22 protein-coding genes are annotated in these 24,824 nt (G+C 49.6%); 8 read left to right on the plus strand and 14 right to left on the minus strand.

Annotated elements, in window-relative coordinates; genetic code table 11:
• Positions 1 to 20: 20 nt before the first annotated feature.
• The 6 genes from BTA35_RS13440 to BTA35_RS13465 all read right to left on the minus strand — a co-directional run bounded on the left by BTA35_RS13440 (position 21) and on the right by BTA35_RS13465 (position 5,552).
• Positions 21 to 974, minus strand: coding sequence for a DUF3426 domain-containing protein (locus tag BTA35_RS13440; protein WP_078320323.1), 954 nt, complete (start codon positions 972 to 974; stop codon positions 21 to 23).
• A gap of 151 nt (positions 975 to 1,125) precedes the next feature.
• A complete protein-coding gene (prmA, locus tag BTA35_RS13445; RefSeq protein WP_078320324.1) occupies positions 1,126 to 2,025 on the minus strand; it encodes a 50S ribosomal protein L11 methyltransferase in 900 nt (299 codons plus the stop codon).
• A 246-nt stretch (positions 2,026 to 2,271) separates the two neighbouring features.
• The gene (gene accC, locus BTA35_RS13450; RefSeq protein ID WP_078320325.1) at positions 2,272 to 3,612 is read right to left on the minus strand and encodes an acetyl-CoA carboxylase biotin carboxylase subunit; all 1,341 of its coding nucleotides are present in this window, start codon (positions 3,610 to 3,612) and stop codon (positions 2,272 to 2,274) included.
• 57 nt (positions 3,613 to 3,669) lie between these two features.
• Positions 3,670 to 4,119 (minus strand): acetyl-CoA carboxylase biotin carboxyl carrier protein, encoded by a 450-nt coding sequence (gene accB / locus BTA35_RS13455; RefSeq protein ID WP_078320326.1) that lies wholly within the window; start codon positions 4,117 to 4,119, stop codon positions 3,670 to 3,672.
• A 109-nt stretch (positions 4,120 to 4,228) separates the two neighbouring features.
• Complete coding sequence (aroQ, locus tag BTA35_RS13460; protein WP_078320374.1) at positions 4,229 to 4,687, minus strand: type II 3-dehydroquinate dehydratase; 459 nt, start codon at positions 4,685 to 4,687, stop codon at positions 4,229 to 4,231.
• A gap of 376 nt (positions 4,688 to 5,063) precedes the next feature.
• Positions 5,064 to 5,552 carry a protein-disulfide reductase DsbD domain-containing protein gene (locus BTA35_RS13465; RefSeq protein ID WP_078320327.1) on the minus strand — a complete coding sequence of 163 codons (489 nt, stop codon included), beginning with the start codon at positions 5,550 to 5,552 and terminating at the stop codon, positions 5,064 to 5,066.
• Between the two features lie 188 nt (positions 5,553 to 5,740).
• Between BTA35_RS13465 and BTA35_RS13470 the strand changes: the two genes are divergently transcribed.
• Both BTA35_RS13470 and BTA35_RS13475 read left to right on the plus strand, forming a co-directional pair.
• A complete protein-coding gene (locus BTA35_RS13470) occupies positions 5,741 to 6,799 on the plus strand; it encodes a DUF2333 family protein (RefSeq protein WP_078320328.1) in 1,059 nt (352 codons plus the stop codon).
• Between the two features lie 174 nt (positions 6,800 to 6,973).
• Complete coding sequence (locus BTA35_RS13475; RefSeq protein ID WP_202931265.1) at positions 6,974 to 7,354, plus strand: Gfo/Idh/MocA family oxidoreductase; 381 nt, start codon at positions 6,974 to 6,976, stop codon at positions 7,352 to 7,354.
• Between the two features lie 106 nt (positions 7,355 to 7,460).
• Here BTA35_RS13475 and bktB read toward each other — a convergent pair whose 3' ends face one another.
• Both bktB and BTA35_RS13485 read right to left on the minus strand, forming a co-directional pair.
• Positions 7,461 to 8,639 carry a beta-ketothiolase BktB gene (gene bktB, locus BTA35_RS13480; protein WP_078320329.1) on the minus strand — a complete coding sequence of 393 codons (1,179 nt, stop codon included), beginning with the start codon at positions 8,637 to 8,639 and terminating at the stop codon, positions 7,461 to 7,463.
• A gap of 137 nt (positions 8,640 to 8,776) precedes the next feature.
• Positions 8,777 to 10,417 (minus strand): fatty acid--CoA ligase, encoded by a 1,641-nt coding sequence (locus tag BTA35_RS13485; protein ID WP_078320330.1) that lies wholly within the window; start codon positions 10,415 to 10,417, stop codon positions 8,777 to 8,779.
• Between the two features lie 269 nt (positions 10,418 to 10,686).
• Between BTA35_RS13485 and BTA35_RS13490 the strand changes: the two genes are divergently transcribed.
• On the plus strand, positions 10,687 to 11,712 hold the full coding sequence (locus BTA35_RS13490; protein ID WP_078320331.1) for an AraC family transcriptional regulator: 1,026 nt from the start codon (positions 10,687 to 10,689) through the stop codon (positions 11,710 to 11,712).
• 112 nt (positions 11,713 to 11,824) lie between these two features.
• Here BTA35_RS13490 and ppa read toward each other — a convergent pair whose 3' ends face one another.
• A complete protein-coding gene (gene ppa / locus BTA35_RS13495; protein ID WP_078320332.1) occupies positions 11,825 to 12,358 on the minus strand; it encodes an inorganic diphosphatase in 534 nt (177 codons plus the stop codon).
• Positions 12,359 to 12,720: 362 nt separating this feature from the next.
• Here ppa and BTA35_RS13500 point away from each other — a divergent pair, with 362 nt between their 5' ends.
• Together BTA35_RS13500 and BTA35_RS18945 are read left to right on the plus strand one after the other, a co-directional pair.
• A complete protein-coding gene (locus tag BTA35_RS13500; protein WP_238377599.1) occupies positions 12,721 to 14,445 on the plus strand; it encodes a bifunctional serine/threonine-protein phosphatase/kinase in 1,725 nt (574 codons plus the stop codon).
• A gap of 120 nt (positions 14,446 to 14,565) precedes the next feature.
• A complete protein-coding gene (locus tag BTA35_RS18945; protein ID WP_078320334.1) occupies positions 14,566 to 14,970 on the plus strand; it encodes a VF530 family protein in 405 nt (134 codons plus the stop codon).
• Positions 14,971 to 15,252: 282 nt separating this feature from the next.
• On the opposite strand, the gene BTA35_RS13510 is transcribed toward BTA35_RS18945, so the two are convergent.
• Positions 15,253 to 16,482 carry an MFS transporter gene (locus BTA35_RS13510; protein WP_078320335.1) on the minus strand — a complete coding sequence of 410 codons (1,230 nt, stop codon included), beginning with the start codon at positions 16,480 to 16,482 and terminating at the stop codon, positions 15,253 to 15,255.
• A gap of 176 nt (positions 16,483 to 16,658) precedes the next feature.
• Positions 16,659 to 17,924, minus strand: a complete 1,266-nt coding sequence (locus BTA35_RS13515) for a 6-phosphofructokinase (RefSeq protein ID WP_078320336.1) — start codon at positions 17,922 to 17,924, stop codon at positions 16,659 to 16,661.
• A 331-nt stretch (positions 17,925 to 18,255) separates the two neighbouring features.
• Between BTA35_RS13515 and mpl the strand changes: the two genes are divergently transcribed.
• Both mpl and BTA35_RS13525 read left to right on the plus strand, forming a co-directional pair.
• Entirely contained in the window at positions 18,256 to 19,644 is a 1,389-nt protein-coding gene (gene mpl, locus BTA35_RS13520; protein ID WP_078320337.1) for a UDP-N-acetylmuramate:L-alanyl-gamma-D-glutamyl-meso-diaminopimelate ligase, read from the plus strand.
• A 244-nt stretch (positions 19,645 to 19,888) separates the two neighbouring features.
• The gene (locus BTA35_RS13525) at positions 19,889 to 20,551 is read left to right on the plus strand and encodes a flavin prenyltransferase UbiX (RefSeq protein ID WP_078320338.1); all 663 of its coding nucleotides are present in this window, start codon (positions 19,889 to 19,891) and stop codon (positions 20,549 to 20,551) included.
• A gap of 117 nt (positions 20,552 to 20,668) precedes the next feature.
• On the opposite strand, the gene BTA35_RS13530 is transcribed toward BTA35_RS13525, so the two are convergent.
• From BTA35_RS13530 to BTA35_RS13540, 3 genes are read right to left on the minus strand one after another with little or no spacing between them, the layout of a single operon-like run.
• On the minus strand, positions 20,669 to 21,529 hold the full coding sequence (locus BTA35_RS13530) for a DMT family transporter (RefSeq protein WP_078320339.1): 861 nt from the start codon (positions 21,527 to 21,529) through the stop codon (positions 20,669 to 20,671).
• A complete protein-coding gene (locus BTA35_RS13535; RefSeq protein ID WP_078320340.1) occupies positions 21,519 to 22,484 on the minus strand; it encodes a GGDEF domain-containing protein in 966 nt (321 codons plus the stop codon). The genes BTA35_RS13530 and BTA35_RS13535 overlap by 11 nt, the downstream gene beginning before the upstream one ends.
• A 32-nt stretch (positions 22,485 to 22,516) precedes the next feature.
• On the minus strand, positions 22,517 to 23,428 hold the full coding sequence (locus tag BTA35_RS13540) for a hypothetical protein (protein WP_078320341.1): 912 nt from the start codon (positions 23,426 to 23,428) through the stop codon (positions 22,517 to 22,519).
• Between the two features lie 136 nt (positions 23,429 to 23,564).
• Between BTA35_RS13540 and BTA35_RS13545 the strand changes: the two genes are divergently transcribed.
• Positions 23,565 to 24,821, plus strand: a complete 1,257-nt coding sequence (locus tag BTA35_RS13545) for a glutamate-5-semialdehyde dehydrogenase (RefSeq protein ID WP_078320342.1) — start codon at positions 23,565 to 23,567, stop codon at positions 24,819 to 24,821.
• Positions 24,822 to 24,824 lie beyond the last annotated feature (3 nt).

Genomic DNA, 24,824 nt, shown 5'->3' on the forward strand with positions numbered 1-24,824 from the left:
CTTACTTGCCTGCCGGCATTTTAAAGCCGGCTGGATGGGAAGAGGTAGACACTGAAGCTGTGAGGCGTATTTGTTTTTGCTCGGACCGGGAGTGTTAGTGCGATAGGGAGGTCTGGAGGTAGCATCTGATCAGCAAAAGGTTTGCCTTGCAGATAGGTCTCAGGCTGATAGATAAATTCGGCGATAGCTTTACCGCGTTCATCCCGCAGCTCCAACTGAATGGCTGGGAAAGGCAGCTCATTGGTCGTTGGGTTGTTCAGCACCAGGTCGGCGCTGGTTTGAGTGCCCTCTGTTTTAATTGCTTGCTGGGATACCTCCAGCACATCAAAGTCTGAAGGAAGGTAATGTTCGCAGCTTGAAAGGCTGCAAATCGCTTCGGCAAATCCTGAAAGCCCAGGAGATTGGCTGAGTGCCCGGGTATTACTCCAGAGCAAAATTAAAATCAGAAGCACAAGCCCCGCTGCGGCGCTGGCCGGAATCCACGGGACTCCCCGGGGGATAGGAATTTCCACCTTTCTTTTGGCCGGAGGTGGTGTATCTGCTTGTGCAGAAAAATGCAGGTCAGGACTGATAGGCGGAAGGTCTTCACGCTCTGCTGTCAATGCTACATCGTTGGGATGTTGGTGATCCGTGAGCTGATTTTCCTTATGGACAGAAGTAGGGGGTTCCTCACTTAAAGGTGATCCCAAGGGAATATCTTCTGCCTGGAGGTGCTCGGGAGGCAGGCTGCTGGCCTGCTCTGCATTACACGGTGATGTGGTTACAGGTTGTATTTCGTTGTCAGGCTCTTCTATCTGAGACTGAGGTGCGACGGTATGTTGCTTTGATCCTAGTTCAAACAAATGGTTAGCTGCATTGAAAATTTTCTTACAACGGCCGCAACGTGCAACGCCAAAGGCCTGTTGCAGGTCTGCATCAGAAATAACAAAGCAGGTTGAGCAGTGCGGGCAGCGAGTAAGCCGGTCATCCATCATCGGTCTGTCATTTTTCCAACAAGAGTCTGAGTTACATCATAAGATTATGAAAGCAAACAGGCAATCCCATTCGTCGGGGATCCCCTGTTTATAACAGCTTCAAGTCATTGAGCAAAGTGTACTTTTTTCGTTTTGAGCGTAGCCTGGCAGATCAGGATTGGACTTTTGTAGCGCTCAGGCAGACCCACTCCTCTTTCTGATGTACAGGCTCAAAGTCAAACCATGGCTGGTAAGCGGCAATGACCTCATCAGCCTGATGTGACAAAATGCCAGACAGCACCAGGTTACCCTGATCTTTAACCAGAGCCGCAAGAGTCGGGGCGAGGTCGATCAGAGGGCCTGCCAGAATATTGGCCAGCATCAGGTCTGCTTGTATATCATCGATTTTTCCGGGGTAATAAACGTCAAAGCTATCTGCCGGAAGGCTGTTCCGATCTGTGTTTTCCCGGGTGGCAACCAGAGCTTGAGGGTCATTATCTACGCCATAAGCCTTTTCGGCACCTAACAGCAAGGCAGCAACTCCCAAAATACCTGAACCACAGCCATAATCGATAACCGTTTGGCCTGATACGTCGTGCTGATCGAGCCACTCCAGGCACATAAAAGTAGTGGGGTGCGTGCCGGTACCAAAGGCCAGTCCCGGGTCTAGCACCAGGTTTGTTGCTTCTGGGTCCGGAGCTTCTTTCCAGCTTGGGCAAACCCAGAGCCGGTTACCAACCTGTATGGGGTGGAAGTTTTCCATCCACTCCCGCTCCCAATCTTTGTCTTCGAGGATCTCCAGGCGGGATGCCGGAAAGGGTTGATCCGGGAATACAGAAGCCCAGCCACTTTGCAGTGCTTCAATCATGGCCTTACTGTCTTGTTCGGCATCAAACAGCCCTGTAATACGGGTTTGTTGCCAAAGGGGCGTTGTACCTCTGATGGGCTCAAAAAGAGGCTGGTCCGCACCGTCTTCCAGAGTTACAGCATTGGCATCAGCGGCCAACAGCAACTCTTCCAGAACTTCCGCATGGGCAGGTGTGGTATCGATCTTAATCTGAAGCCAGGGCATGGTTTTCTCCGGGACTGAATCTCTGAATTCCTGAGCCAACACTGGCTCTATGTGGTGCATTGTACACTGAATTCGGTAATGATTCGGAGAATGAGTTTCTAAAAAGTTAGTCGTAAATGATGGTGGGTTTGCTCTGCAGAGCCGTCGCAGGTGATATTTTTCCTGTATCCATATCAAAAAAAACCGGAAGCACCTGGCTTCCGGTTTTCAGCGGTTGGTTATCCACAAAGATATTAACTGAATGGATTACAAAGACAGTTTTTTCTCAAGGTAGTGAATGTTGGCGCCACCTTCCATAAAGCCGCTGTCACGAACCAGGTCTTGTTGCAGTCCAATGTTGGATTTAATGCCATCAATGACAATTTCATCCAGAGCACTGCGCATGCGGGTTAGTGCAATCTCGCGGGTTTCACCCCAGGTAATCAGCTTGCCGATCAGGGAATCATAATAAGGCGGTACGCTGTAGCCGTCATATAGATGACTATCCATCCGAACACCCAGACCGCCGGGAGCATGGAAGTGGTCGACTTTACCCGGTGAGGGCAGGAAGGTTTTAGAGTCTTCCGCATTGATGCGACACTCAAAAGAGTGGCCACGAATCACGATGTCTTCCTGCTTGATACTCAAAGGCAGGCCGCTGGCAATACGTAGCTGTTCTTTCACGATATCAACGCCGGTAACCATCTCGGAAACCGGATGTTCAACCTGTACGCGGGTGTTCATTTCAATGAAGTAGAAACCGCCATCTTCGTAAAGAAACTCGAATGTGCCGGCGCCACGATAGCCAATTTCAACACAGGCCCGCACACAGCGTTCCTGCACTTCACGGCGAATATCATCAGGAATACCCGGTGCTGGTGCTTCTTCCAGAACCTTCTGATGCCGACGCTGCAATGAACAGTCGCGATCACCCAGGTGAATTGCACTGCCCTGACCATCTGCCAGCACCTGAATCTCAACGTGACGAGGGTTCTGCAGGAACTTCTCCATGTAAACCGTATCATCACCGAAAGCCGCTTTGGCTTCTGCTTTCGTTACTTGTACAGCGTTTACCAGGTGTGCTTCGGTATGGACAACGCGCATACCCCGGCCACCACCACCGGCGGCGGCTTTGATAATGACCGGCAGTCCAATACGGCGGGCTGTCTGAACCACAAATTCAGGGTCATCCGGTAACGGGCCATCAGAACCTGGAACCGTAGGGACACCGGCTTTTTTCATCGCATCAATGGCAGATACTTTATCACCCATCAGGCGAATAACGTCAGCAGTCGGGCCGATGAATTTGAAGCCGCAGCGTTCTACCTGCTCTGCGAAGTCAGCGTTTTCCGCAAGGAAACCATAGCCGGGGTGGATACCCTCGGAATCGGTAACTTCTGCGGCACTGATAATGGCAGGAATGTTCAGGTAGCTATCGGTGGAGGATGCCGGGCCGATACATACAGATTCGTCAGCCAGACGAACATGCATCAGGTCGCGGTCAGCGGCAGAGTGAACGGCTACAGTCTTTATGCCCAGTTCTTTACAGGCACGCAGAATACGTAGCGCAATTTCACCCCGGTTTGCAATAAGTACTTTATCAAGCATGATCGAGCCTTATGAATTCTGGAGTCAAAAAAGAGATGTCAGTCGTTTTGGCAAAACTTAAACGATAGACACCAGTGGCTGATCAAATTCAACAGGCTGACCATCTTCAACCAGAATCTCGCCCACAGTGCCGTCTTTATCTGCTTCGATCTGGTTCATCATTTTCATGGCTTCAACGATGCAGATAGTATCGCCTTTCTTAACCTGCTGGCCTACTTCAACGAAGACTTTTGCGCCTGGGGCTGGTGAACGGTAGAAAGTACCTACCATTGGGGATTTGACCAGATGTCCTGCAGGGGCTGCTGGAGCAGGAGCTGATGCCTCAGCCGTTGCTGGAGCCGCAGCTGCTGGGGCCGGAGCCGCCATTGGAGCCGGTGCATACTGAACCTGAGCGGTGCTCATATTACGGCTGATGCGAACAGACTCTTCGCCTTCCTGGATTTCGATCTCAGCAATGTTGGATTCTTCCAGCAGCTCAATCAGTTTTTTTACTTTACGAATATCCATGATCAATCTCTTTTCACTTGTGTGTGGAACATGAGTCAGCGTCATACGCTGGCTGTTATTGGCTTTCTGCAAAGGCAGAGAATTTCAGGCCTGATAGGGAGGTGCCCGATCAGACAATCTTTAGTGTTCTATCATTAAGAAACTTTAATGCCGCTGAAAGGGCAAAGTCGTAACCTTGTGCTCCCAGACCGCAGATCACTCCCTGAGCCACATCGGACAGATAGGAGTGATGACGGAAAGGCTCCCGGGCATGAACATTGGACAGATGGATCTCAATGAAGGGGATCTGAACACCCAACAAGGCATCGCGCAATGCAACGCTGGTGTGAGTAAAAGCTGCAGGGTTGATAATGATAAAGTCTGTATTTTCGTCGCGAGCGGCATGAATCCGGTCTATTAGTGCATGCTCGGCATTACTCTGGAAGCATTCAAGCTGATGGCCCTTCTCAGCGGCTGTTTCCGCCAGATGTTCAGAAATATCAGCCAATGTCTGGCTGCCATAAATTTCAGGCTCGCGGGTTCCGAGAAGGTTCAGATTGGGGCCGTTTAACACCAGAATGGAAGCCATAATTAACTGAATATCCAAGTGACGAGAATGCGAAAAACAAAAAGCAAACAGTCGTTTGAGTCTGTTTGCTGCTAAAATCGGTAAAAAGAAGTTTAACTGTATTTAATATCGGTTAAATGATGATAAAGCGGCAGTTTCTTCTTTGTGTGTAAGCGTAGTTTGCCGAATTTGAGAGATCTTGTCCAGTTTTCGTCTGTTCTGCTTTGTTTGGCTGCTTTTTACTGCGTGTTACTGAATTTTACCTGTTTGTAGCAGGCTTGGGGAAACGTCCCTTTTCTGGCTTCAGATCCGCCCTGGCAGCACTGAAATCAATGCTTCGCAGGTTTGTTTTTAGGAGCCCGGTGCAACTAGTCGTTCCGACGACTTAAGACTCTGATTATCGTGCATTCTGAACAAGGTTAAGCTGCTGGGTGTGCGGTGGATAGCACAGGCCCGCTTCTGCGCATCCCTGGAAGGTAACCTCGATAACGGCACCCTGTTTGAGCATTTTTGCTGGCATACTGAACTGGTAGCTGAGTACTGCTTTATGCCTGAGTATCTCGACATCGCCCTGAAACTCATCCACAACCTGCTCACCTCGTGGAATTTCAATAATGGTCAGATCGGCATTTTCTGGCAGAACAGGCAACACTTTAAAGCGGGAGCGATAAAGATAATGCTCTGGCTCAATTCTCCAGGTCAGGGTTAATGTTGTCCCTTTAAGGCTGCCTTCCAGTTGGAACGCCTGCTCTACAGGAAGAAAGCCATCAGCGGACGCACTGCCAAAACCGTCCGGCTTCTGGTCAAAAAAGCCCGCTTTAGCGCTTAGTGAAAGTGTTGTCATTATCAGAAAAGTCAGTAGTGAAAAAGAGTGTTTTAGGTTCAAGATAAGTCTTCCTTTGGTTATGATCGTAAAAGGCTAACCCCGTTTTATCCTGTGCTGAGGTGTTTATGTCAGCACATTGGGTTTTACCCAAACAAGCCCCATAATAGTAACAGGTAGCTAATAAGATTCTGTCTCTTGTACAGGGTTCCGACTAAAGTGAAATTATCAGCACGCACGAGGAATATAAAATGTTAAAGCAGCTTGGAGCGAAAGTCGCTGACCAGTGGGATAACCTGAGAGACCTTATGCCGGGTAGTATGATGGGTAAAGTGATTGGTAGTGGTCTTGCGGTTTATCTTGTTGGTGCTGTCGGTGTGGGCTGGTACTGGAGCCAGGAGCCGGACTCGTTCTCTGTCGCTGAGAATGCCCGGGCAGAGGCGCAGCTGCATGGTCATACGGATAAAGCCGGTACGATTGGTTATGCAACAACAACAACGTTAGTTCGTATTGCAGAGACGTTGCTGGATAAACCTGGCGGTTACCTTGCTAACGACCGCTTACCTCCAGGGCTTTGGTTGGACAACATCCCCAGCTGGGAGTACGGGGTTCTGATTCAGCTTCGCGATATGAGCCGCTCCTTGCGCAAGGATATATCACGCTCACAGTCCCAATCCACAGAAGATAAAGACCTGACGATTGTTGAACCTCAGTTTAACTTTGATAGCAATAGCTGGATTCTTCCATCTTCGGAAGGAGAGTATCGTCAGGGTATTAAAGCGTTGATTCGCTACCGCGATCGCTTGGTGGATGATAACCAGAGCGATGCTCAGTTCTATGCGCGTTCTGATAACTTAAGAAACTGGCTAATGGATGTGGAAACCCGTCTGGGTAGCTTGTCACAGCGTCTGAGTGCCAGTGTAGGCAAATCACAGGTTAATATTGATCTGGCCGGTGACCCCTCGGCAACGCAGTCGAGCTATAAACCGGATCAGCAAGAGGTAAAAACACCCTGGTCAGAGATTGATGATGTTTTCTATGAGGCTCGGGGAACGGCCTGGGCTCTGATTCATATTCTTAAAGCAGTAGAGACTGATTTCCAGGGCGTATTGAAGGACAAAAATGCAGAAGTAAGCCTGCGTCAGATTATCCGTGAGCTGGAAGCAACTCAGGACGCGCTCTGGAGTCCTATGATTCTGAATGGTAGTGGTTTTGGTATGTTTGCTAATCACTCTTTGGTGATGGCGTCATATATATCGAGAGCTAATGCAGCGATTATTGATCTGCGCGAACTATTATCAAGGGGTTGATCGGGGCGACGAAAGGCAATATGTGAGTCGCGAGTTATGATATGACTCAACGTAATTATAAATAGTATTTATCTTACATGAGAAACCGGCTTTGCATACTTTGCAACAGCCGGTTTTTTTGTCACTCTCGGAGGTGTGTTTTAGTCGATAAAACAAAGAATAAAGGATACAGGTATGAATATGGAACATTTTAAAGTTGCTGTTATCGGTGCAGGACATGCCGGTATTGAGTTACTGGAGAGATTACTTGAAGCTGATTTTGTCGATATCGTTGGTGTGGCTGACAGTAATGAAAACGCTCCGGGTATGCTGTTGGCCCGAGAGCATCAGGTGTTGACCACAACCGATATGAATAGCCTGTTGGTGAATAGCACTGAGATTGACATTATTATCGATGTGACCGGTGTGAAGGCGGTTCGGGACGCTCTGCGCAGCCATATGCAGGAAAGCGGTAACTACCATACAGTGATTATGCATGAGCGAATTTCAGCGCTGCTGTTATCACTGTTTAACGGTGAGATGGTAGAAACGAAAGCCAGCGACGAATTCTATTAGTAAAGCGCATATTAGACGACGGGTTCACCCAGGCGAAGGCCCCCGTTTTACCGGGGGGCTTTTTTACGACTTATCGCCTTTTTACGGCTTATTAAGGCGTAAGGAATTAACGTTCAATCAGCATGGCAATGCCCTGGCCGCCACCGATACAGAGGCTGACTACGGCATATTTACCCTGTACACGTTCCAGTTCGTACAGCGCTTTAACGGTGATGATGGCTCCCGTTGCTCCGACCGGGTGACCCAGAGAGATACCGCTGCCATTAGGGTTTAGTTTGTCCTCCGGCAGGCCCAGATCTTTAGCTACAGCCAGTGCTTGGGCGGCAAAGGCTTCGTTTACTTCCCAGACATCGATATCGTCAACGGATAGCTGATGTTTTTCCAAAAGCTGACGAATGGCCGGAACCGGGCCAATCCCCATATATTGAGGCTCAACGGCGGCAAAGCTATAGCCTACCAGTTTGGCCATCGGTGTCAGCCCGAGCTTCTGGGATTCACTCTCTGACATCATGGTGACTGCCGCAGCGGCATCATTAAGGCCGGATGCATTACCTGCCGTCACAGACCCCTCTTTTTGGAATACCGGGCGGAGCTTGCTCATATCGGCATCTGTACAATCCTGGCGAATATGTTCGTCAGTAACAAACTCCGAAGTGCCTTTACGGGTTTTAAGCTCAACGGGCAGAATCTGATCTTTAAAGCGACCCTGTTCAGTAGCGGCCTGGGCGCGCTGATGGCTGAGTGCTGCCAGTGCATCCTGCTGCTCCCGGCTAATATCCCACTTCTCTGCGATATTTTCAGCCGTTACACCCATATGGTAGTTTTCCATCGGGCAGGTCAAAGCGCCGGTCATGGAGTCTACAATCTGGCCATCACCCATGCGTTGTCCAAAGCGTGCCGCAGGTACCCAGTATTGCGCGCGGCTCATTGATTCAGCGCCACCGGCAACGGCTGCATCGCAAACACCCAGTTCAATCTGTTGTGCAGCGGAGATAATCGCCTGAAGTCCGCTGCCGCAAAGGCGGTTAACAGTCAGGGCCGGTGTATTTACAGGCAGGCCAGCTTCCAGTGCGGCCACCCGGCTGATGTACATATCGCGACGGTCGGTGTGCAGTACGTTACCAAAAACAACATGGCCGATCTGTTCCGGTTTCAGAGTTGCCCGCGCAACGGCTTCCCGTGTTACTGAGGCGGCCAGATTTGTTGCCGGAATATCTTTTAAGCTACCGCCAAAACCACCAATAGCGGTACGTACACCGCTAAGGAATACTACTTTTTGTGTCATGTTTTGCTCCTGAGTATTCGCTCTGGCTACCCTGTTAAGTAGCCAGAGAGAGTATTTATACCTTGAGTATTTTTGTTAATGATGTCCGTGACAGCTATCCGCAGGTCATATGTGTAGCGTCCGCCGATAGCTTTGATTTATGCCAGCAGCGCGCGGATCTCTTTTTTATTGATCTTGCCAACGGAGGTTTTAGGAATATCATCGACCATGCGAATCTGGTCCGGAATCGCCCATTTAGAGATATGCCCAGAGTCGACATACTGGATCAGGTGTTGCTGTAATGCCTCCTGAGTCAGCGTCTCATTTTTGGGTACAACCATTGCAAATGGTCGTTCGCCCCATTTGTCATCCGGCACGCCAACTACCGCGACAGCGGCTACACCCTCATGCTGACTAATCAGGTTTTCCAGCTCGATGGAGGAAAGCCACTCTCCACCGGTTTTGATTACGTCTTTGATGCGGTCTTTGATTTCAACGAAGCCGTTTTCATGGATGCTGGCAACATCGCCGGTGTGTAGTCGGCCGCCTTCCCAGAGCTCTTCCTGTTTCTCTGTTTCTTTAAAGTAGCCCTGGGTCAGCCAGGGGGCCTGAACTGTGATTTCACCAACAGCTTCGCCATCGTGGGCCGCCAGAGAACCGTTTGCCTCAGTAATTGTCAGGTCAACCATGTTCGATGCAACGCCAGTCAGAGTGCGGTATTTCAGTTGCTTGTCTATTGGCAGAGCACGTTGCTCCTGATTCAGGTGGGTTACAGTGAGTAGCGGGCAGGTTTCGGACATACCGTAAGCGCAATAGATATCAGCACCCTTGTCCATGGCAGCTTTTGCAAGCCCCTGGGGCAGAGCGCTACCGCCAATCAGAATTTTCCAGTTATCAAAGTGCGCTTCTTTGCCTGACTCACAGCCAAGTAGCATCTGCAGAATAGTAGGTACACAGTGAGAGAAGGTGACATTATACTCATGGATCAGGTTAACCAGCATATCCGGCTCGTAGCGACCGGGGTAGACCTGTGTGCAGTTCAGCATAACGGCGGCATAGGGAACCCCCCAGGCGTGTACATGAAACATTGGGGTGATCGGCATATAGACGGAATCAGAGCGAAGTAGCGGCAGGCCTGCATAGCTGCCCAGCATGCCCACCATATTCAGGGTGTGTAATACCAGCTGGCGATGACTGAAGAAAACGCCTTTTGGGTTGCCTGTCGTCCCTGTGGTGTAAAAAGTTGTGGCAATACTGTCTTCATCAAAATCCGGAAACTCGCATACAGGCTCTTCCGCCCGCAGCAGGGTTTCATATTCACCGACAAAGGAAATATTTCCCACGGCCTGACTACCGGCCTGGTCGGTTAATCGGATATAGCCATTAACTGTGCTCAGGTGACCGTCCAGTTGTTCAACGAGGGGAATAAAGTCATCATGCACAAGAACCAGCTTATCTTCAGCATGGTTCATGGTATAGGCGATCTGTTCCGGAGACAGGCGGATATTAACGTGGTGCAGAATGGCACCCAGCATCGGCACTGCAAAATAGCACTCCAGGTAACGGTGACTATCCCAGTCCATGACCGCTACGGTATCTCCTGCCTGAACACCCGCTGCTTTCAGCGCATTGGCCAGTTGTTGCACCCGCTGTCGAAAGCTCCGATAACTGAATCGGGTTTCGCCCCGATAGATAATCTCGTTATCAGGCTCAAAACGACCTGCAGAAGCAAAAATTTGCTTGATAAGTAATGGGTAAGATTCTGCGGCTTTAGCGCCTGGTAGAATTTTGGTTGGCATACTGTATCTCCGATTATTTTTGTTCTTACTGTCTGAGCTTGTTTACACCCTGCACTGTTTACAAGTTGATGCCCCTTCACCTATAGGTTTTAGCGGGTCAGGCGTCAAACATGAACGAGGGAAGTATGATTTTTGAGCGAAACATGCCCTGGCAACAAGGTCTTGTCGTCTTAAGATGGTTTAATGGCGTGAAATGATTATTTTTATATCATAGGATAGTCTGAGTGGTGACGCCGTTTTGCGAAACCCGTAAGTCATTTTGGAGGCATATGTTCAGGCAAGCGGATCAGATTAGTGTTATTGGTAGCTGGCCTTTAGTGATTAGTCGGGCTCTTGATCAATACCATATTGATGGCAGTGCGCTCTTAGCACGGGTCGGGATTGACCAGTCAGCAGCAAACCAGCCGGAAACCCGCTACTCTCTGGCGACCCTTGACCGGCTTTGGCGACTTGCCAGGAATTTATCCGGTGATGAGGCTGTCGGCCTTACGGTGGCGCGATTTGTAAGACCGACATCCTGGCATGCTTTGGGTTTTGCCATTTGGTCCAGTGATACTTTGATGGAGTGCTTTCGCCGTTTGGCAGAAAATGTACGTATGTTTGCGGATTATGCTGATATGTCCGTTACGCCTTTTGGCTCTGATGTTGAGGTCAATGTACGACTGAAAACCGGCCTGCGCCGGGATCAGCTGGCATCAGAGGAGTTGGATGCCTTTATCGGTACCTCTGTACTGACGGCCCGGCATATTTATCACCCTGATTTTTCACCGAAAAGTATTTGGCTGAGCCGTCCTCAGCCTCTGGACCCAACATCCTGGCAGCGATTGTTTAAGTGCCCGGTTTTTTTTAATGCGTCCTACGATAAAATTGTTTTTGATGCTGCCGCTATGTATCGGCCATTACTGACAGCCAGTCCTGAACTTGCTGAACAAAATGATGCTCTGGTAGCTGACTATCTGGCGCGATTGGATCGAAGCGACCTTATTGCCCGGCTTGAATCCCTTTTATTGAACCACTTACCTATGGGGAGCTTACCTCTGGAGGTCGCAGCTGCTCAGCTGAATTTTAGTCCGCGCACTTTTCAGCGGCGGCTGCAGGAGAAAGGGAGTAGTTATCAGCAGGTACTGGATGAGCTTCGGCAGAAGCAGGCTTTACATTGGGTTCGGCTGAACTATCTGACAATAGGCGAGATTAGCTATCGGCTGGGCTTTAATCATCCCGCAAATTTTACCCGGGCTTTTAAACGCTGGTTTGATGAAACACCGAAAAAGCTGCGGAAAAATCTTCTGAATTAGATCGCTTTATGGGGTAGACCACCCGGTGATGCAGATAATAAAAAACGCCGGATAAACCAGCGTTTTTTATCAGAACTCTGCTCACATGGCGGGGCAGAGTGATAACAGCTTCTTACTTGCTGTTATTGTAGGCTTCGATAGATTTAACAATCTCAGCACGAGCTTCGGCAGCATTGCCCCAGCCTTCAACTTTAACCCACTTACCTTCTTCCAGATCTTTATAGTTTTCAAAGAAGTGGGAGATCTGCTCACGTAGCAGGGCTGGAATGTCTTCAACATCCTGAATTTCTTTGTAAACTGTGGTCAGCTTGTCATGAGGTACGGCGATTAGTTTCGCATCAGGCCCTGCCTCATCAGACATATTCAGTACGCCAACCGGGCGGCAGCGAACGACGGAACCAGGCAGAACTGGGTAAGGTGTAATTACCAGAACATCCAGTGCATCACCATCTTCAGACAGGGTGTGAGGGATGAAGCCGTAGTTCGCAGGGTAGAACATTGGGGTTGCCATGAAACGGTCAACCATGATCGCATTGTAGTCTTTCTCGATCTCATACTTGATCGGTGAGCTTTGCGCGGGAATCTCAATTGCTACATAGATATCGTTTGGTGCGTCTTTACCGGCAGGAATTTTTTCAAAATCCATTATTCTGACCCCAGAAATAGAAAACGTTGAATGGAAATTCAGGGAAGATCCCCTCATTAAAAGCTGGCAGGATTATATAGTCACTCACCTTTGATTGCCATTATCACACCATAGATTCCTACTAAAGAACACACTGGCAGGCTGTCTTTATAGCTGTTGAAGGGGATGTGTTCTTTGTGAGGGAAGGTTCCCCCTGTTACAGTTTTTATACTCACAGTGGGATAGCTGTTACGACAAACACTATTGCATAATATTTGCATATCATCCGATCAGTTAAACTGCAGTATTCAGACCGGCGTCTGAATACGCTAGTGCAGTGCAAAAAATATGCAGTTCACCGGAAAACGATCTGAGTTGGTGCAATGACCCGAGATAGTCAATTAAAAATCAGTTATGGCCAGGCCTTTATTGCGCCGGACAGAAACTCAATACGATCGACAATGTCGGTCAGAATCCCTGAAGGCTCTGGTCTGGCCGTAAAAGGTGTGTCTGCCGTTGTGGCGGATTCTACCTGGCGTAATGTTATTGCCAAGCAAGCGGCAGAAACCTGTGTACGGGGATTTTTGGCAGATTACTATGCTACGCCGGATAACTGGGATGTGAAAACGTCGGCGACTAAAGTGTTGAGTGCCCTTAATGGCTGGCTGTTCAGTCAGGGAAAGAATGTTACTAATGGCAACTATATCAGTTCATTCAGCAGTGTCGTTTTAAAAGGGCGTCATGGTCACCTTTTTCATATGGGAGATACACTGGTTTATCGTTTACGGGGTGGTGAGTTTGAGCAGCTGAATCGCGAGCACACCAACTTTATTGGTGGTTATCGTTACCCGTCCCGGGCCCTTGGCCTGGACCCCAGTGTTGATATTGATTATCACCAGTTTTCCTTAAAGCAGGGCGATATCCTGCTGTTTACCACTCAGGCCAGTAAAGGCACTCTGGTGGCATCTGATTATGTTCAACAGATTCGCCATAATGCTTCAGATCTGAATGAGGCCTGTGATCAGCTGTTGAATGTTGCGATGGAAAAAGCCAGTGCCCGCGGTTATAGCAGCACTCATTTTTGTTTTCAGTTGGTACGTATCGATATGCTTCCTGAAGAGTCTGGTGACACGATAGGAGAGGCATTTGGTGCTTTGCCGGTGCCCAGAGAGCTGAATATTGGTGACGATCTGGACGGTTACCGTGTGATGGAAGTGCTTAATAAAAGCAATATGAGCTGTATCTACCGGGTAGAAGACAAGCATACCGGCCGGGAGATGGTGCTTAAGGCACCGTCACCTCAACTGGAAAGTCGGAAAGACTTTTTACGCCAGTTTATTATGCAGCAGTGGGTGGTTGAACGGGTAAACTCGCCTTATGTGGCTAAAATTGTCGATGCTTCCCGCCCCAGAAACTATCTTTATTATCTGCGGGAGTTTGTTGATGGCCGTACTTTGACCGAGTGGATGCTTCAGAATCCCCATGCAGAATTGCGTCGCCTGATTGATCTTATTGAGCAAATGGTAAAAGCAGTTCGGGCGTTACACCGGCGGGATATTCTCTGCCAGGGGCTACATCCGGATAATATTCTGGTGGATCAGCGAGGCATGATCAAGCTGATCGATTTTGCATCATGTGCTGTTCCGGGGACAGATGATTTGCCTTCGCCATTATCCATCGTGCGTATGGTCGGCCTGACCCCCTTTAGTGCGCCGGAGTATCGCCTGAATCGTGAGCCAGGGCCTAATGCAGATCAGTTTTCGTTGGCCGTCATTGCCTACTGGATGCTAACCGGGCAGCAACCTTATGCGGACCAGATGGAGCACTTTCATAGTCGGGTGGATTTTTCTCGACTTGAATATCTGCCAAGCTATCAGTTTAATCCGATGGTGCCGGTATGGCTGGATGGAACTTTGCGTCGGGCTCTGCAGCCAAACCCGGAACTTCGTTACCGCCGCCTGTCTGAATTTATCTATGACCTGAAAAAACCTAATCCACATTACATGAAAGAGGGGGCAATGCCATTAGTGGAGCGTAATCCTCTGATGTTCTGGAAAGGGTTATCGGGTATCCTGCTACTTTTATTAATAGGCAGTATGGTGACTTAATCGATCTGCCCAGCAGATGATTTTACAGTTAAAATACCTGTGAAAGCAGATATTAAAAGGAGTCGGCCCTGACTCCTTTTTTATTGCACCGCATGAAACAGAAAAGGCCGGTCAGATACTATGGTTGAGAAAGAGATACCTGCTGTAAAGAAGCAAGTCGCCACATCACAAGATCCTTTGCATGGGGTAAAGCTTGAGCAGATTCTGAACGAGTTGGTTGCAGAATATGGTTGGCCGGGTTTGCATCAGAGGATTGCAGTGAACTGCTTTAAATCAGAGCCAAGTATCAGATCCAGTCTGAAGTTTTTGCGTAAAACGCCTTGGGCGCGCCAGAAGGTAGAGAGCCTGTATTTGAAAATGAAGGGTTTTTCTACTGATAAAAGAGCAACGAAAACAGAGGCGCAGCTGGTAGCAGAGGTGAAAAAGTCGCTCGATAAAAACAAAGCTCAGTCTTCAGATGTTGCTTTGAAATCGAAAGACCCCTGGCTTAAAGCAAAAGGCACACTTGGTCTGAGAAAAGACTAGTATACTTGTCCAATATACCTGACGTCCCAGCTGTTTTCTTATACTGGGTGCAGCTTCGGCCGTGACAACAATGGATAGTATTGCAGATATCGGCGCGCTTTATGCCGCCATACTGAGACCTAGCAGGTCACAACAGAGATTTAAGAGAGGAAAAAAGGCATCCTGCCCTGCCATTTATCCATTATGGCGATTCCATATAAGCTTTCCCAGCATCTTTATAATGGCCAAACCCTTAGATGTAATTTAACCCCTGTCTGTGACAGGCAGATGACACCATACATATCAGGCGGCTTTAAACTCTGCAGCAGCAAAACGCTTAGGTGTCAGAGGGAGATGCACAAGGGCAGCCAGTAAGCCAAGGCCAGCACTTAAGCTCAATGCAATACTGTAATCACCGTACCATTCAAACAGAAGGCCACCCCACCAGCTGCCAAAAAAAGCACCTACCTGATGGCTGAACATGACAATTCCAAATAGTGATGCCAGATTTTTCGTGCCAAAAAGGTGCGCAACGCAGCCGCTGGTCAGGGGGACGGTGGACAACCATAGCATTCCCATAACAACAGAGAAGGCATAAAACACTTCATAGGTGGGCGGGAGTATGATCAGCATAATGATCAGCAGGGTTCTCAAACCATAGATCAGGGTGAGCAGATAAGGCTTGTGCCAGCGATCCCCTGCCCAGCCGACGGTGACGGCACCAATCACATTGATCAGCCCGATTAAGGCGATCGAGTTGGATGCCACACTGGATGGCAGACCACAGAAGTTTACAAACCCTGCCATATGCACGGTGATAAAGGCAACGTGGAAACCGCAGACAAAGAAGCCGATATTCAACAGCTGATATTCCGGCACCTGTATCGCTTTGCCAATGGCCTGCCAGTCAAAAAGTCGGGTTGGTGAGGAGATCTGAGCTGAGCGGCGTTCTTCCCTGAGTTGCTTGCTCTCGGCTAGCAACCAGGCTAGGGCAAAAACGATCAGCGTCGAGCCTGCAAACCACATAAAGGTATCGGACCAGCCGATTACAGGGCTAATTTTTCCCAGAATAAAGGCGTAGCCGAACTGACCTAATGAACCGCCAGCACTGGCGATGCCAAGGGCCAGGGTACGCTTATTCGCAGGAAATTTTTGCCCGACAGCAGCAAGAACAATGGGGAAGGTGGTCGCACCGACACCGATACCGACCAATAGGGCGTTACCGATAAAGAAAAGCATGTTGTCCTGTGCGATGGCGGCTAACACCATGCCCAGTCCATAGAGCAGTGCGCCCACAAGTAGAATACGCACCGTGCCAAAGCGCTCTGCCAGAAGGCCGGCTACGGGAGAAACGGCACCCCAAAGTAAATTTTGTACGGCAAAACCAAAAGCCAGGTCAGACTGACTGATACCGAGGTCGCTGTTGATGTTTGGAATAAGCAGGCCAGTGGATAGGCGAACGCCCATGTTGTAAGCCAGAATAATGCCGGCGGCGAGAACAACCCACCAGGGGTTAATGCGTGCGGTGTTCATATTTTAGTCCCTATTCAGCAATGCCCCCTTAGATGAGGATCGAATATATTCCTGCAAAAAAGTTATTAAGGGAAATGAGTTTTGTGAATAGGTGTGATTCTGCAAAATAAAAAAGCCCCGATATGCGTTTATCGGGGCTCTTATTTCAGTGCTAAAGCGTGTTATCGATTATGATATTACGCTTTAAATTCCGGCAGCTTTTTCTCTGCCAGCTGATGACTCAGGCGAACATAAGTTGGCAGACCGGTTTTTTCGTCGTATGGCAGCTCGGCTTCGCCACGGATCAGAGGTTCCAGATACTCACGGCAGGCTTCGGTGATACCAAAACCATCTTCGGTGATAAAGTCCCGTGGCATAAACTTCTCAACATTGGCCACTTTATCCAGAGGGGCTTCTTCAATAACCCACTCAAACGGCGCGTTGCTCTTACGGATAATCGCCGGCATAACGGCATTTTTACCCGCAACCGCCATCTCGACAGCAGCCTGACCTACGGCATAGGCCTGCTCGACGTCAGTTCTGGAGGAGATGTGACGAGCAGCACGCTGCAGGTAGTCGGCAACCGCCCAATGGTATTTGTAGCCCAGGTCTTCACGGACCATGTTCGCCAGTGTTGGTGCCACGCCGCCGAGCTGAGTGTGGCCGAAAGCATCTTTAGTGCCAGCGTCCGCAATGAAGGTGCCGTCTTCGTAGTGCGCGCCTTCTGAAACAACGATGACACAGTAGCCGTTGTCTTTCACGCTTTGATCAACCTTCTTCATAAAGGCTACACGGTCAAAAGCGATCTCAGGGAAGATAATGATATGTGGCGGCTGGCCTTCTGCTTGCTGTGCCAAACCACCGGCTGCAGCAATCCAGCCGGCATGGCGACCCATCACTTCAAGGATAAACACCTTGGTGGAGGTTTCGCACATAGACTGGATATCCAGGCCCGCTTCCATAGTGGAGAGTGCGATATATTTGGCCACAGAACCAAAACCCGGGCAGGTGTCGGTGATCGGCAGATCGTTGTCAACGGTTTTAGGCACATGGATCGCTTTGATCGGGTAGCCTAATTTCTCGGAGATTTGCGATACTTTCAGGCATGTATCTGCTGAGTCGTTACCGCCGTTATAAAAGAAGTAGCCGATATCGTGGGCTTTAAATACTTCGATAAGACGCTCGTACTGCTCGCGGTGCGTCTCCATGTCTTTCAGTTTGTAGCGGCAAGAACCGAATGCGCCACCAGGGGTGTGACGTAGTGCAGCAACGTCCTGCTCAGAGATAGCATTGGTATCGATCAGCTCTTCAACCAAGGCGCCGATGATGCCGTTTTGACCGGCATAAACAGTACCAATTTTGTCGCTGTGTTTACGTGCAGTTTCGATGACACCACAGGCACTGGCATTAATAACAGAAGTAACACCACCTGACTGGGCATAAAACGCGTTTTGCTTGCTCATCTCTGAACTGGCTCCTGAGAGTCGTTGAGGTCTTAAAATAGTAGCCATACGGGAGAGGATCAGATCCTGAGTCCGTCGAATTTGGCCCCGAAAAATGTCGGCAATACTACTTGAATTTGGCCTCTTTTGCATGGCTGTGGGCAAGTTTTTTCATGCTTTGCAGATATAGGCTTTGTAAGCGCCTGTTTTAATGTTGGTATTCTGAAATCATCACTATTTAGTTGCAGGCTAATTCTGTTGGGCAAGGCGTCTTCTCATGCTAATCTTCTGTGAATTTTTCCGGCGCGTGCCAGAGGTCTCAGGCACGACCTAAATGGTTTAGGGAGTTTTTATGCATCTGCATATTCTGGGTATCTGCGGAACCTTTATGGGCAGTCTGGCGATTTTGGCCCGGGAGCTGGGTTATAACGTGACGGGCTCTGATGCGAATGTCTATCCGCCCATGAGTACCCAGCTGGAAGAGCAGGGCATCGAAATCACTCAGGGCTTTTCTCCTGAGCAATTGGAGCCAGTGCCGGATCTGGTGATTGTCGGTAATGCCATGAGCCGTGGCAATCCGGCGGTGGAAGCTGTGTTGAATAAAGGGATCCCCTACACCTCTGGTCCTCAGTGGTTGTCTGAGCACGTACTGAAAGACAGGTGGGTGATGGCGGTTTCCGGCACTCATGGTAAAACCACCACGACCAGTATGCTGGCGCAGATTTTGGATTACGCCAAAATGGCACCGGGCTTTCTGGTGGGTGGGGTGCCGGAAAATTTCGGTATTTCCGCGCGCTTGGGTGAGACACCTTTTTTTGTGATTGAAGCGGATGAGTATGACTCAGCTTTTTTTGATAAACGCTCCAAGTTTGTTCACTACCGCCCGCGAACCTTGATTATGAATAATCTTGAGTTTGATCACGCCGATATCTTCCCGGATCTGGCAGCGATTCAGCGTCAGTTTCACCATCTGGTGCGGACTGTACCCTCTGAAGGCCTGATTGTTTCTGCAGATTGTCAGTCTTTGAACGGTGTTTTGGAGCAGGGATGCTGGACGCCGACGCAGATGATCAAAGCACATTCCGGCAAAGAGGGCTGGTCTACCCGTATGCTGCGTGAAGATGGCAGTCGCTTTAAGGTTTTGTTGGATGGTGAAAAAGTGGCGGAAGTGAATTGGTCGCTTTCCGGGCAACATAATGTTGCCAATGCTGTCGCTGCCATTGCTGCCGCCCGCCATGTGGGGGTGACACCTGAGATTGCCGCACAGGCACTGGCAGAGTTCCGTAATGTGAAGCGACGTATGGAGCTGCGTGGCGAAGTGGATGGCGTTAAGGTTTATGACGACTTTGCCCATCATCCCACGGCTATCAATACCACCCTCGAAGGGGCAAAAGCTCAGCTGGCGCTTGATCCGCATCTGCAGGAAGGGGAAGGCCGGATTCTGGCGGTGATTGAGCCCCGATCTAATACGATGCGTCTGGGAACACTGCAGTCCCAGTTGATCGATTGTACTCAATATGCCGATGAGGCCTTCTGGTATCAGCCTCCTGGTCTGGACTGGAATCTGGGGGCTGTGGTGGCCAATGCACCGGTTCCTTCTGAGTTGGTAGGTGATTTGGAACACCTGATTGTTCGGCTGGTCGAAGCCAGTCGCCCCGGGGATCGTATCGTCGTGATGAGCAATGGTGGCTTTGGCGGTATTCATCAGAAATTGTTGGATGCTTTAGCGGTCAAGTCCTGAGTGCGTGAAATATACTTACACCCGCAAAAGTGGTTTTGACTAAGGTTTAGTATCCTCGGATGCTCTGGGTCACGATGATGACCGTAAGAGGGTTGTCGTGCACTCGGGGTTACTGTTGATGTTAAGCTTGTCTTCCCGCTTTGCCGGATATAACGACAGTTATAGTCTTGCGGTAATCGTAGCCCCGTTTATTTTGGCAGTCCCTGCTACTGTTTACTTTGTTTTTTCTATTTAAGAGTCCTATATGAGTCATACCGAACAGCCTTCTACTGATTCATCCGAGTGTTCCTCGGCAGCTTTGAGCGGCGATAAGCGCGTGACGGTTGCTCTGACCGGTGCTTCCGGTGCTCAGTACGGAATCCGCCTGATCGAGTGCCTGATCGCATTGGGTTGTGAGGTTTCTGTGATGGTCTCCAAAGCCGCTCAGGTCGTGATTACGACTGAGACGGAAGAGCGTTTTCCTTCTGGCAGCGATAAGCTGCAGGCCTATCTGGTGACACGCTTTAAGGCAGAGCCCTGGCAGATTAAAGTGTATGGCCGGGAGAACTGGATGGCACCGGTAGCGTCAGGTTCCGGCGCGCCTCACAAGATGGTGGTTTGCCCTTGCTCCACCGGTACTTTGTCAGCAATAGCCACCGCTGCCAGTAATAACCTGATTGAGCGTGCAGCCGATGTGGCCCTTAAAGAGCGCCGTCAGCTGATTCTGGTTCACAGGGAAGCGCCCTATCATGAGGTTCATCTACAGCATATGCTGACGCTGACCCGCATGGGGGCTCTGGTGATGCCAGCCAGCCCCGGTTTTTACCACAACCCGCAGCGCATTGAGGATATGGTGGACTTTATTGTCGCCCGTATTCTTGATCAGCTGGGTTTTGAGCAGACGCTGATGCCCAGGTGGGGCGAGTAGTTCCGGTCTCTGCGAGGCGATAAAGGCTCTTCAAATCTCCTCAGGAAACAAGAAGGTGTGCATGAGGGAAATGACGAGCCCGATGTAGGCTAAAGCTTGATCGGGCTCTTTGTCAGCTTAGGTTTGCTTTTTGCTTAAAGTTTCGTTAACCGCCGCGGCAATGATCAGGCTGCCACCAATCAAGGTCATCGTCTCCGCTTGTTCACCCAGAATCAGAAACGCGAGCAATGCCCCGTACACGGGTTGCAGGCAGGAGATCAGGCTAATGCTGGCGGCCTTCAGGTAGCGTAAGCTGCTGGCAAGCAGCGTGTGTGGGGCTGCGGTAAAAACCGTGGCCAGAAGGAAAAGCTGGAACCACTGTTCACCGGGTAAGGAAAATACTTCTGCGCTGACAAAGGGCAGCAGCATTATAGCCACCAGGAGGGATTGCCAGCCCATGGTCTGAACAGGGCTGTACTGACTGTAATACTTCTTCATAAAGAGATTACGCAGTGTGAACAGAAATGCTGATATGACACCCCAGAATACTCCCAGCGCGATAGGGTCGTCAGGATTCAATGAGGGCGTCATCAGGCTGACGCCCGAAACGACCAGCAGTGCGGCAAAAAGATCTTTACCCTTAAGGCGTGCACGATCAAATACAGGCTCCAGTAGAACGGTCATGACCGGAAAGGTAAACAAAGAGAGAATACCGACAGTGACACCGGCGATTTGCATGGAGTGGAAGTAGGTTACCCAATGTAGCCCCATCAGAACGGAAAGCCCCAGAATGCCGAGATTATGGTGGTTGTGGGCGAAGGCGATTTTTTTGTTCCGCAGCCTCAGCCAACCCAATAATAAAACACCGGCAATCAGGCAGCGCCAGGCTGTCATATCTAAGGCATTCAAGTGGAGTGTCTGGGAAAAAAGTGCGGTGCCGCCAAACAGTAGCAGGCCGCCATGAAGGCTTAAAAGCCCCTTTAAATGATCAGAGTGCATTGTGGGCCCGCATATCCGGATCGGCTAGAGCACGTTCCATAAATTGATTGGATGTTTCACTGGCCTGGAGTGTTACCGGGTTGAGGCCGAGGTCTCTTGCAATCGCTGACAACTCGAAATGATCTTCCATCTGCTGGATCAGGCGCTCTTTCAAAACGATACAGCCGTTGATTGAGGTATTAGGCAGAAGTAATAGAAAGCTGTTGTCGCTCATACGATAAATTTCATCCCCGGTTCTGCCAACCTCTTCCATAATTTGAGACACCTTAATAAACAGATTGCGTGTTTTATATTCGCCCTGGCGGGCAGTGAAGTCTTCAATATTGTGAATTGTAAACAGCAGTGCTGAAAGAGGGCGGCGGGTTGCTTTTGCACGGGAAACTTCCGCTACCAGTCGTTTACTCAGCTGGTTGGCAGAAAAGGCTCCTGTCAGACTGTCCTTACCACTGAGTCTTTCCAGTGTCTGTGTTTGACTTTCCTGGGTGTAGGCAAAGATAAAGCAGATACCGGAAAAAAGGCTTAGGTTGATGGCAAGGTCGATCAATATCAGAGGATTGATCTGTTCCACGGCAAAAAAAACAAACAGAGAGAAGAATAATAATAAACTAAAAGAGGCTTGGCGGACCGGTAAAATAAAGTAGGTCAGCACTGGGACCATATAAAGCCACTGCCGGTAGAGAGGATCAAACAGAGGGCCACTGTTCAGAACAACCAGACCAAGCAAAACAAGCAACGGGTACGGTGTGATATCCCGGCTTTCATTACTCTGAAATAGCCGGATAAGCGCCAATACCAGAATAAACGGGCTGGATAGAGCTGGCCAGAGAATTTGTTGATAGTGCCCGAGCATATAGTGATACCAAGCGATAATCGCCAGAACAAAAGCCAGGGAAAAATAGAGCCCTGCCGTGACTTTGTCTCGCATTTTAGACGTGTTCTGGCCCAGATCAATCATATAAATTCTGCTCGTTCTGAATATCGATAAAATCACTTTTCAGGTACAGGGGGGGCGCTAATGTCCTGTTGTTCAGCAAAGGCGATCGCTTCAGATGCCTTGTCCAGCAACTCCTGCTCAGTTTCGTGCTCTCCGGGAACGACGGCGGCCAGGTGCATGCATTCATTAAAGTTGTTGTAGTACTGATAGCAGATACTGAGGCTGTCCCGGAAAGAGCCGGAGGGGGTTAGTGCGACAAGGTAGTCATCAACCCGATAGAGGCGGTCAAAAGGGCGTAGAGCCTGGTTTATCAGTTCTGATGTTTTGCGCAATGTCAGATCTGAATATTCCTGACGGCCTTTGAAGCAGAGCAGAGACAGGCTGGTATTTTCCCGGTCAGCCCGTGCCAGCTCCCTTGGCAGGTCATCCCGTAATTGCTGAGTATTGTAAGCGGAGCTTTCGGCATCAAGACTGACCAGCTCCTGTAGGTGCTGCTGTTTCTCTCTGTTGGTAAAAATGAAAATACAGGCTACAGAAGTAGCTGACCAGAACAGATAAAGTACCTGAAGCCTTTCAATCCCAGCCAGCTGGACCGTTGTGGATAGATTGAAAATCAGGGCGTAGCCCAGTGTCAGTGTCAGAGCCGACTTAAAAGGCAAAAGACTAAACAGGTAAAATGGCAGTATATAGGCCCAGTGAGCGCTCAGGATTACAGGAACCCAGAAGCCTGCAATCGTTAATGTAGCCACCATCGCAAGAATCAGAAGAGGCAACATGCGGGAAGGTTTCAGAGGGAAAACGAAGTTATAAAGGCCCGTCACAAGAAGAGTCAGGCTGATTAGCATCAGAGCCTCTCCTGCCTGGGGCAGTTGATTCAGATACTGTGTCCAGCCCAATAGCAAGGTCGCTGCTCCGGCGAGGATAAAGTAAATGGCGTTCAGGCGTGCTTTGTACTTGGTGTCCATTCGCGTATAGTTGCCAGTTCTGGAAATGAATACAGCGGATTATAACGATTACAGCCCTTAAAGGTAGAGGGTGTTCCAGATATTTGTTACAGGAAAACAGTCGCAGAAAATAAGAGCATCAGGGTTTACTAACACCATGAATATCAAACAGTATATGCAGGAGATGGGTCAAAAAGCCCGTCTCGCCTCACGCGCTATCGCAAAAGCAGATACCGGCTTAAAAAACAAAGCCCTTCTGGCCACCGCAGATGCCCTGGATGCAGCCCGACCGATACTGGCCGCTGAAAATGAAAAAGACCTGGCAAATGGTCGTAACAATGGTTTGGACAGCGCCCTTTTGGATCGTTTGGCACTGACTCCCAAGGTCATCGACACCATGATTGAAGGCTTACGTCAGGTTGCGGCTCTACCTGACCCTATCGGTGAAATCACCGATATGAATTTTCGCCCGAGTGGTATTCAGCTAGGTAAAATGCGTGTTCCTCTTGGTGTCATTGGTATTATTTATGAATCCCGCCCTAACGTCACTGTGGAGGCGGCCAGCCTCTGCCTGAAGTCCGGAAATGCGGTGATACTTCGCGGTGGTTCTGAGGCCATTCATTCTAATCAGGCGATTGCCCGATGTATTGCCCAGGGGCTTGCGGCTGCGGATTTACCGGCGGCCACGGTTCAGGTTGTTGAGACGACTGACCGGGCTGCGGTAGGTGAGCTGATTACCATGCCAGAATTTGTAGATGTGATTGTGCCCCGGGGTGGCAAGGGTCTGATTGAACGGGTTAGCAAAGATGCCTCCGTGCCTGTGATTAAGCATCTTGATGGTATCTGTCATGTCTATATTGATGATCAGGCCGATCTGGATAAGGCTGTTAAGATCGCCGTAAATGCTAAGACTCACCGCTATGGTACCTGTAATACTATGGAAACCTTGTTGGTAGCTGAGTCCGTTGCAGCAAAGGTACTGCCTTTGTTGGCAGAGGAGTATACGGCGAAAGGTGTTGAGCTGAGAGGCTGTGAGAAAACCCGCGCTATTCTCGCCGATGCCATTCCGGCGACGGAAGAAGACTGGAGTACGGAGTATCTGGCCCCGATACTGGCGATCAAGGTGGTGTCATCTGCAGATGAAGCGATTGATCACATTAATGATTTTGGTTCTCATCATACGGATGCCATTGTGACTGAAAATTACACCCTGGCGCGCCGTTTTCTGGCCGAGGTGGACTCCAGCTCGGTGATGATCAATGCTTCGACCCGTTTCGCGGATGGGTTCGAGTATGGCTTAGGTGCTGAGATCGGTATCTCCACTGATAAAATTCATGCCCGTGGCCCGGTTGGTTTGGAAGGTCTGACCTCCCGGAAATATGTGGTCTTTGGTGATGGCCATATCCGTGACTAGCTG

This window comes from Oceanospirillum linum (assembly GCF_001995095.2).
Taxonomy (GTDB): Bacteria; Pseudomonadota; Gammaproteobacteria; order Pseudomonadales; family Halomonadaceae; genus Oceanospirillum; species Oceanospirillum linum.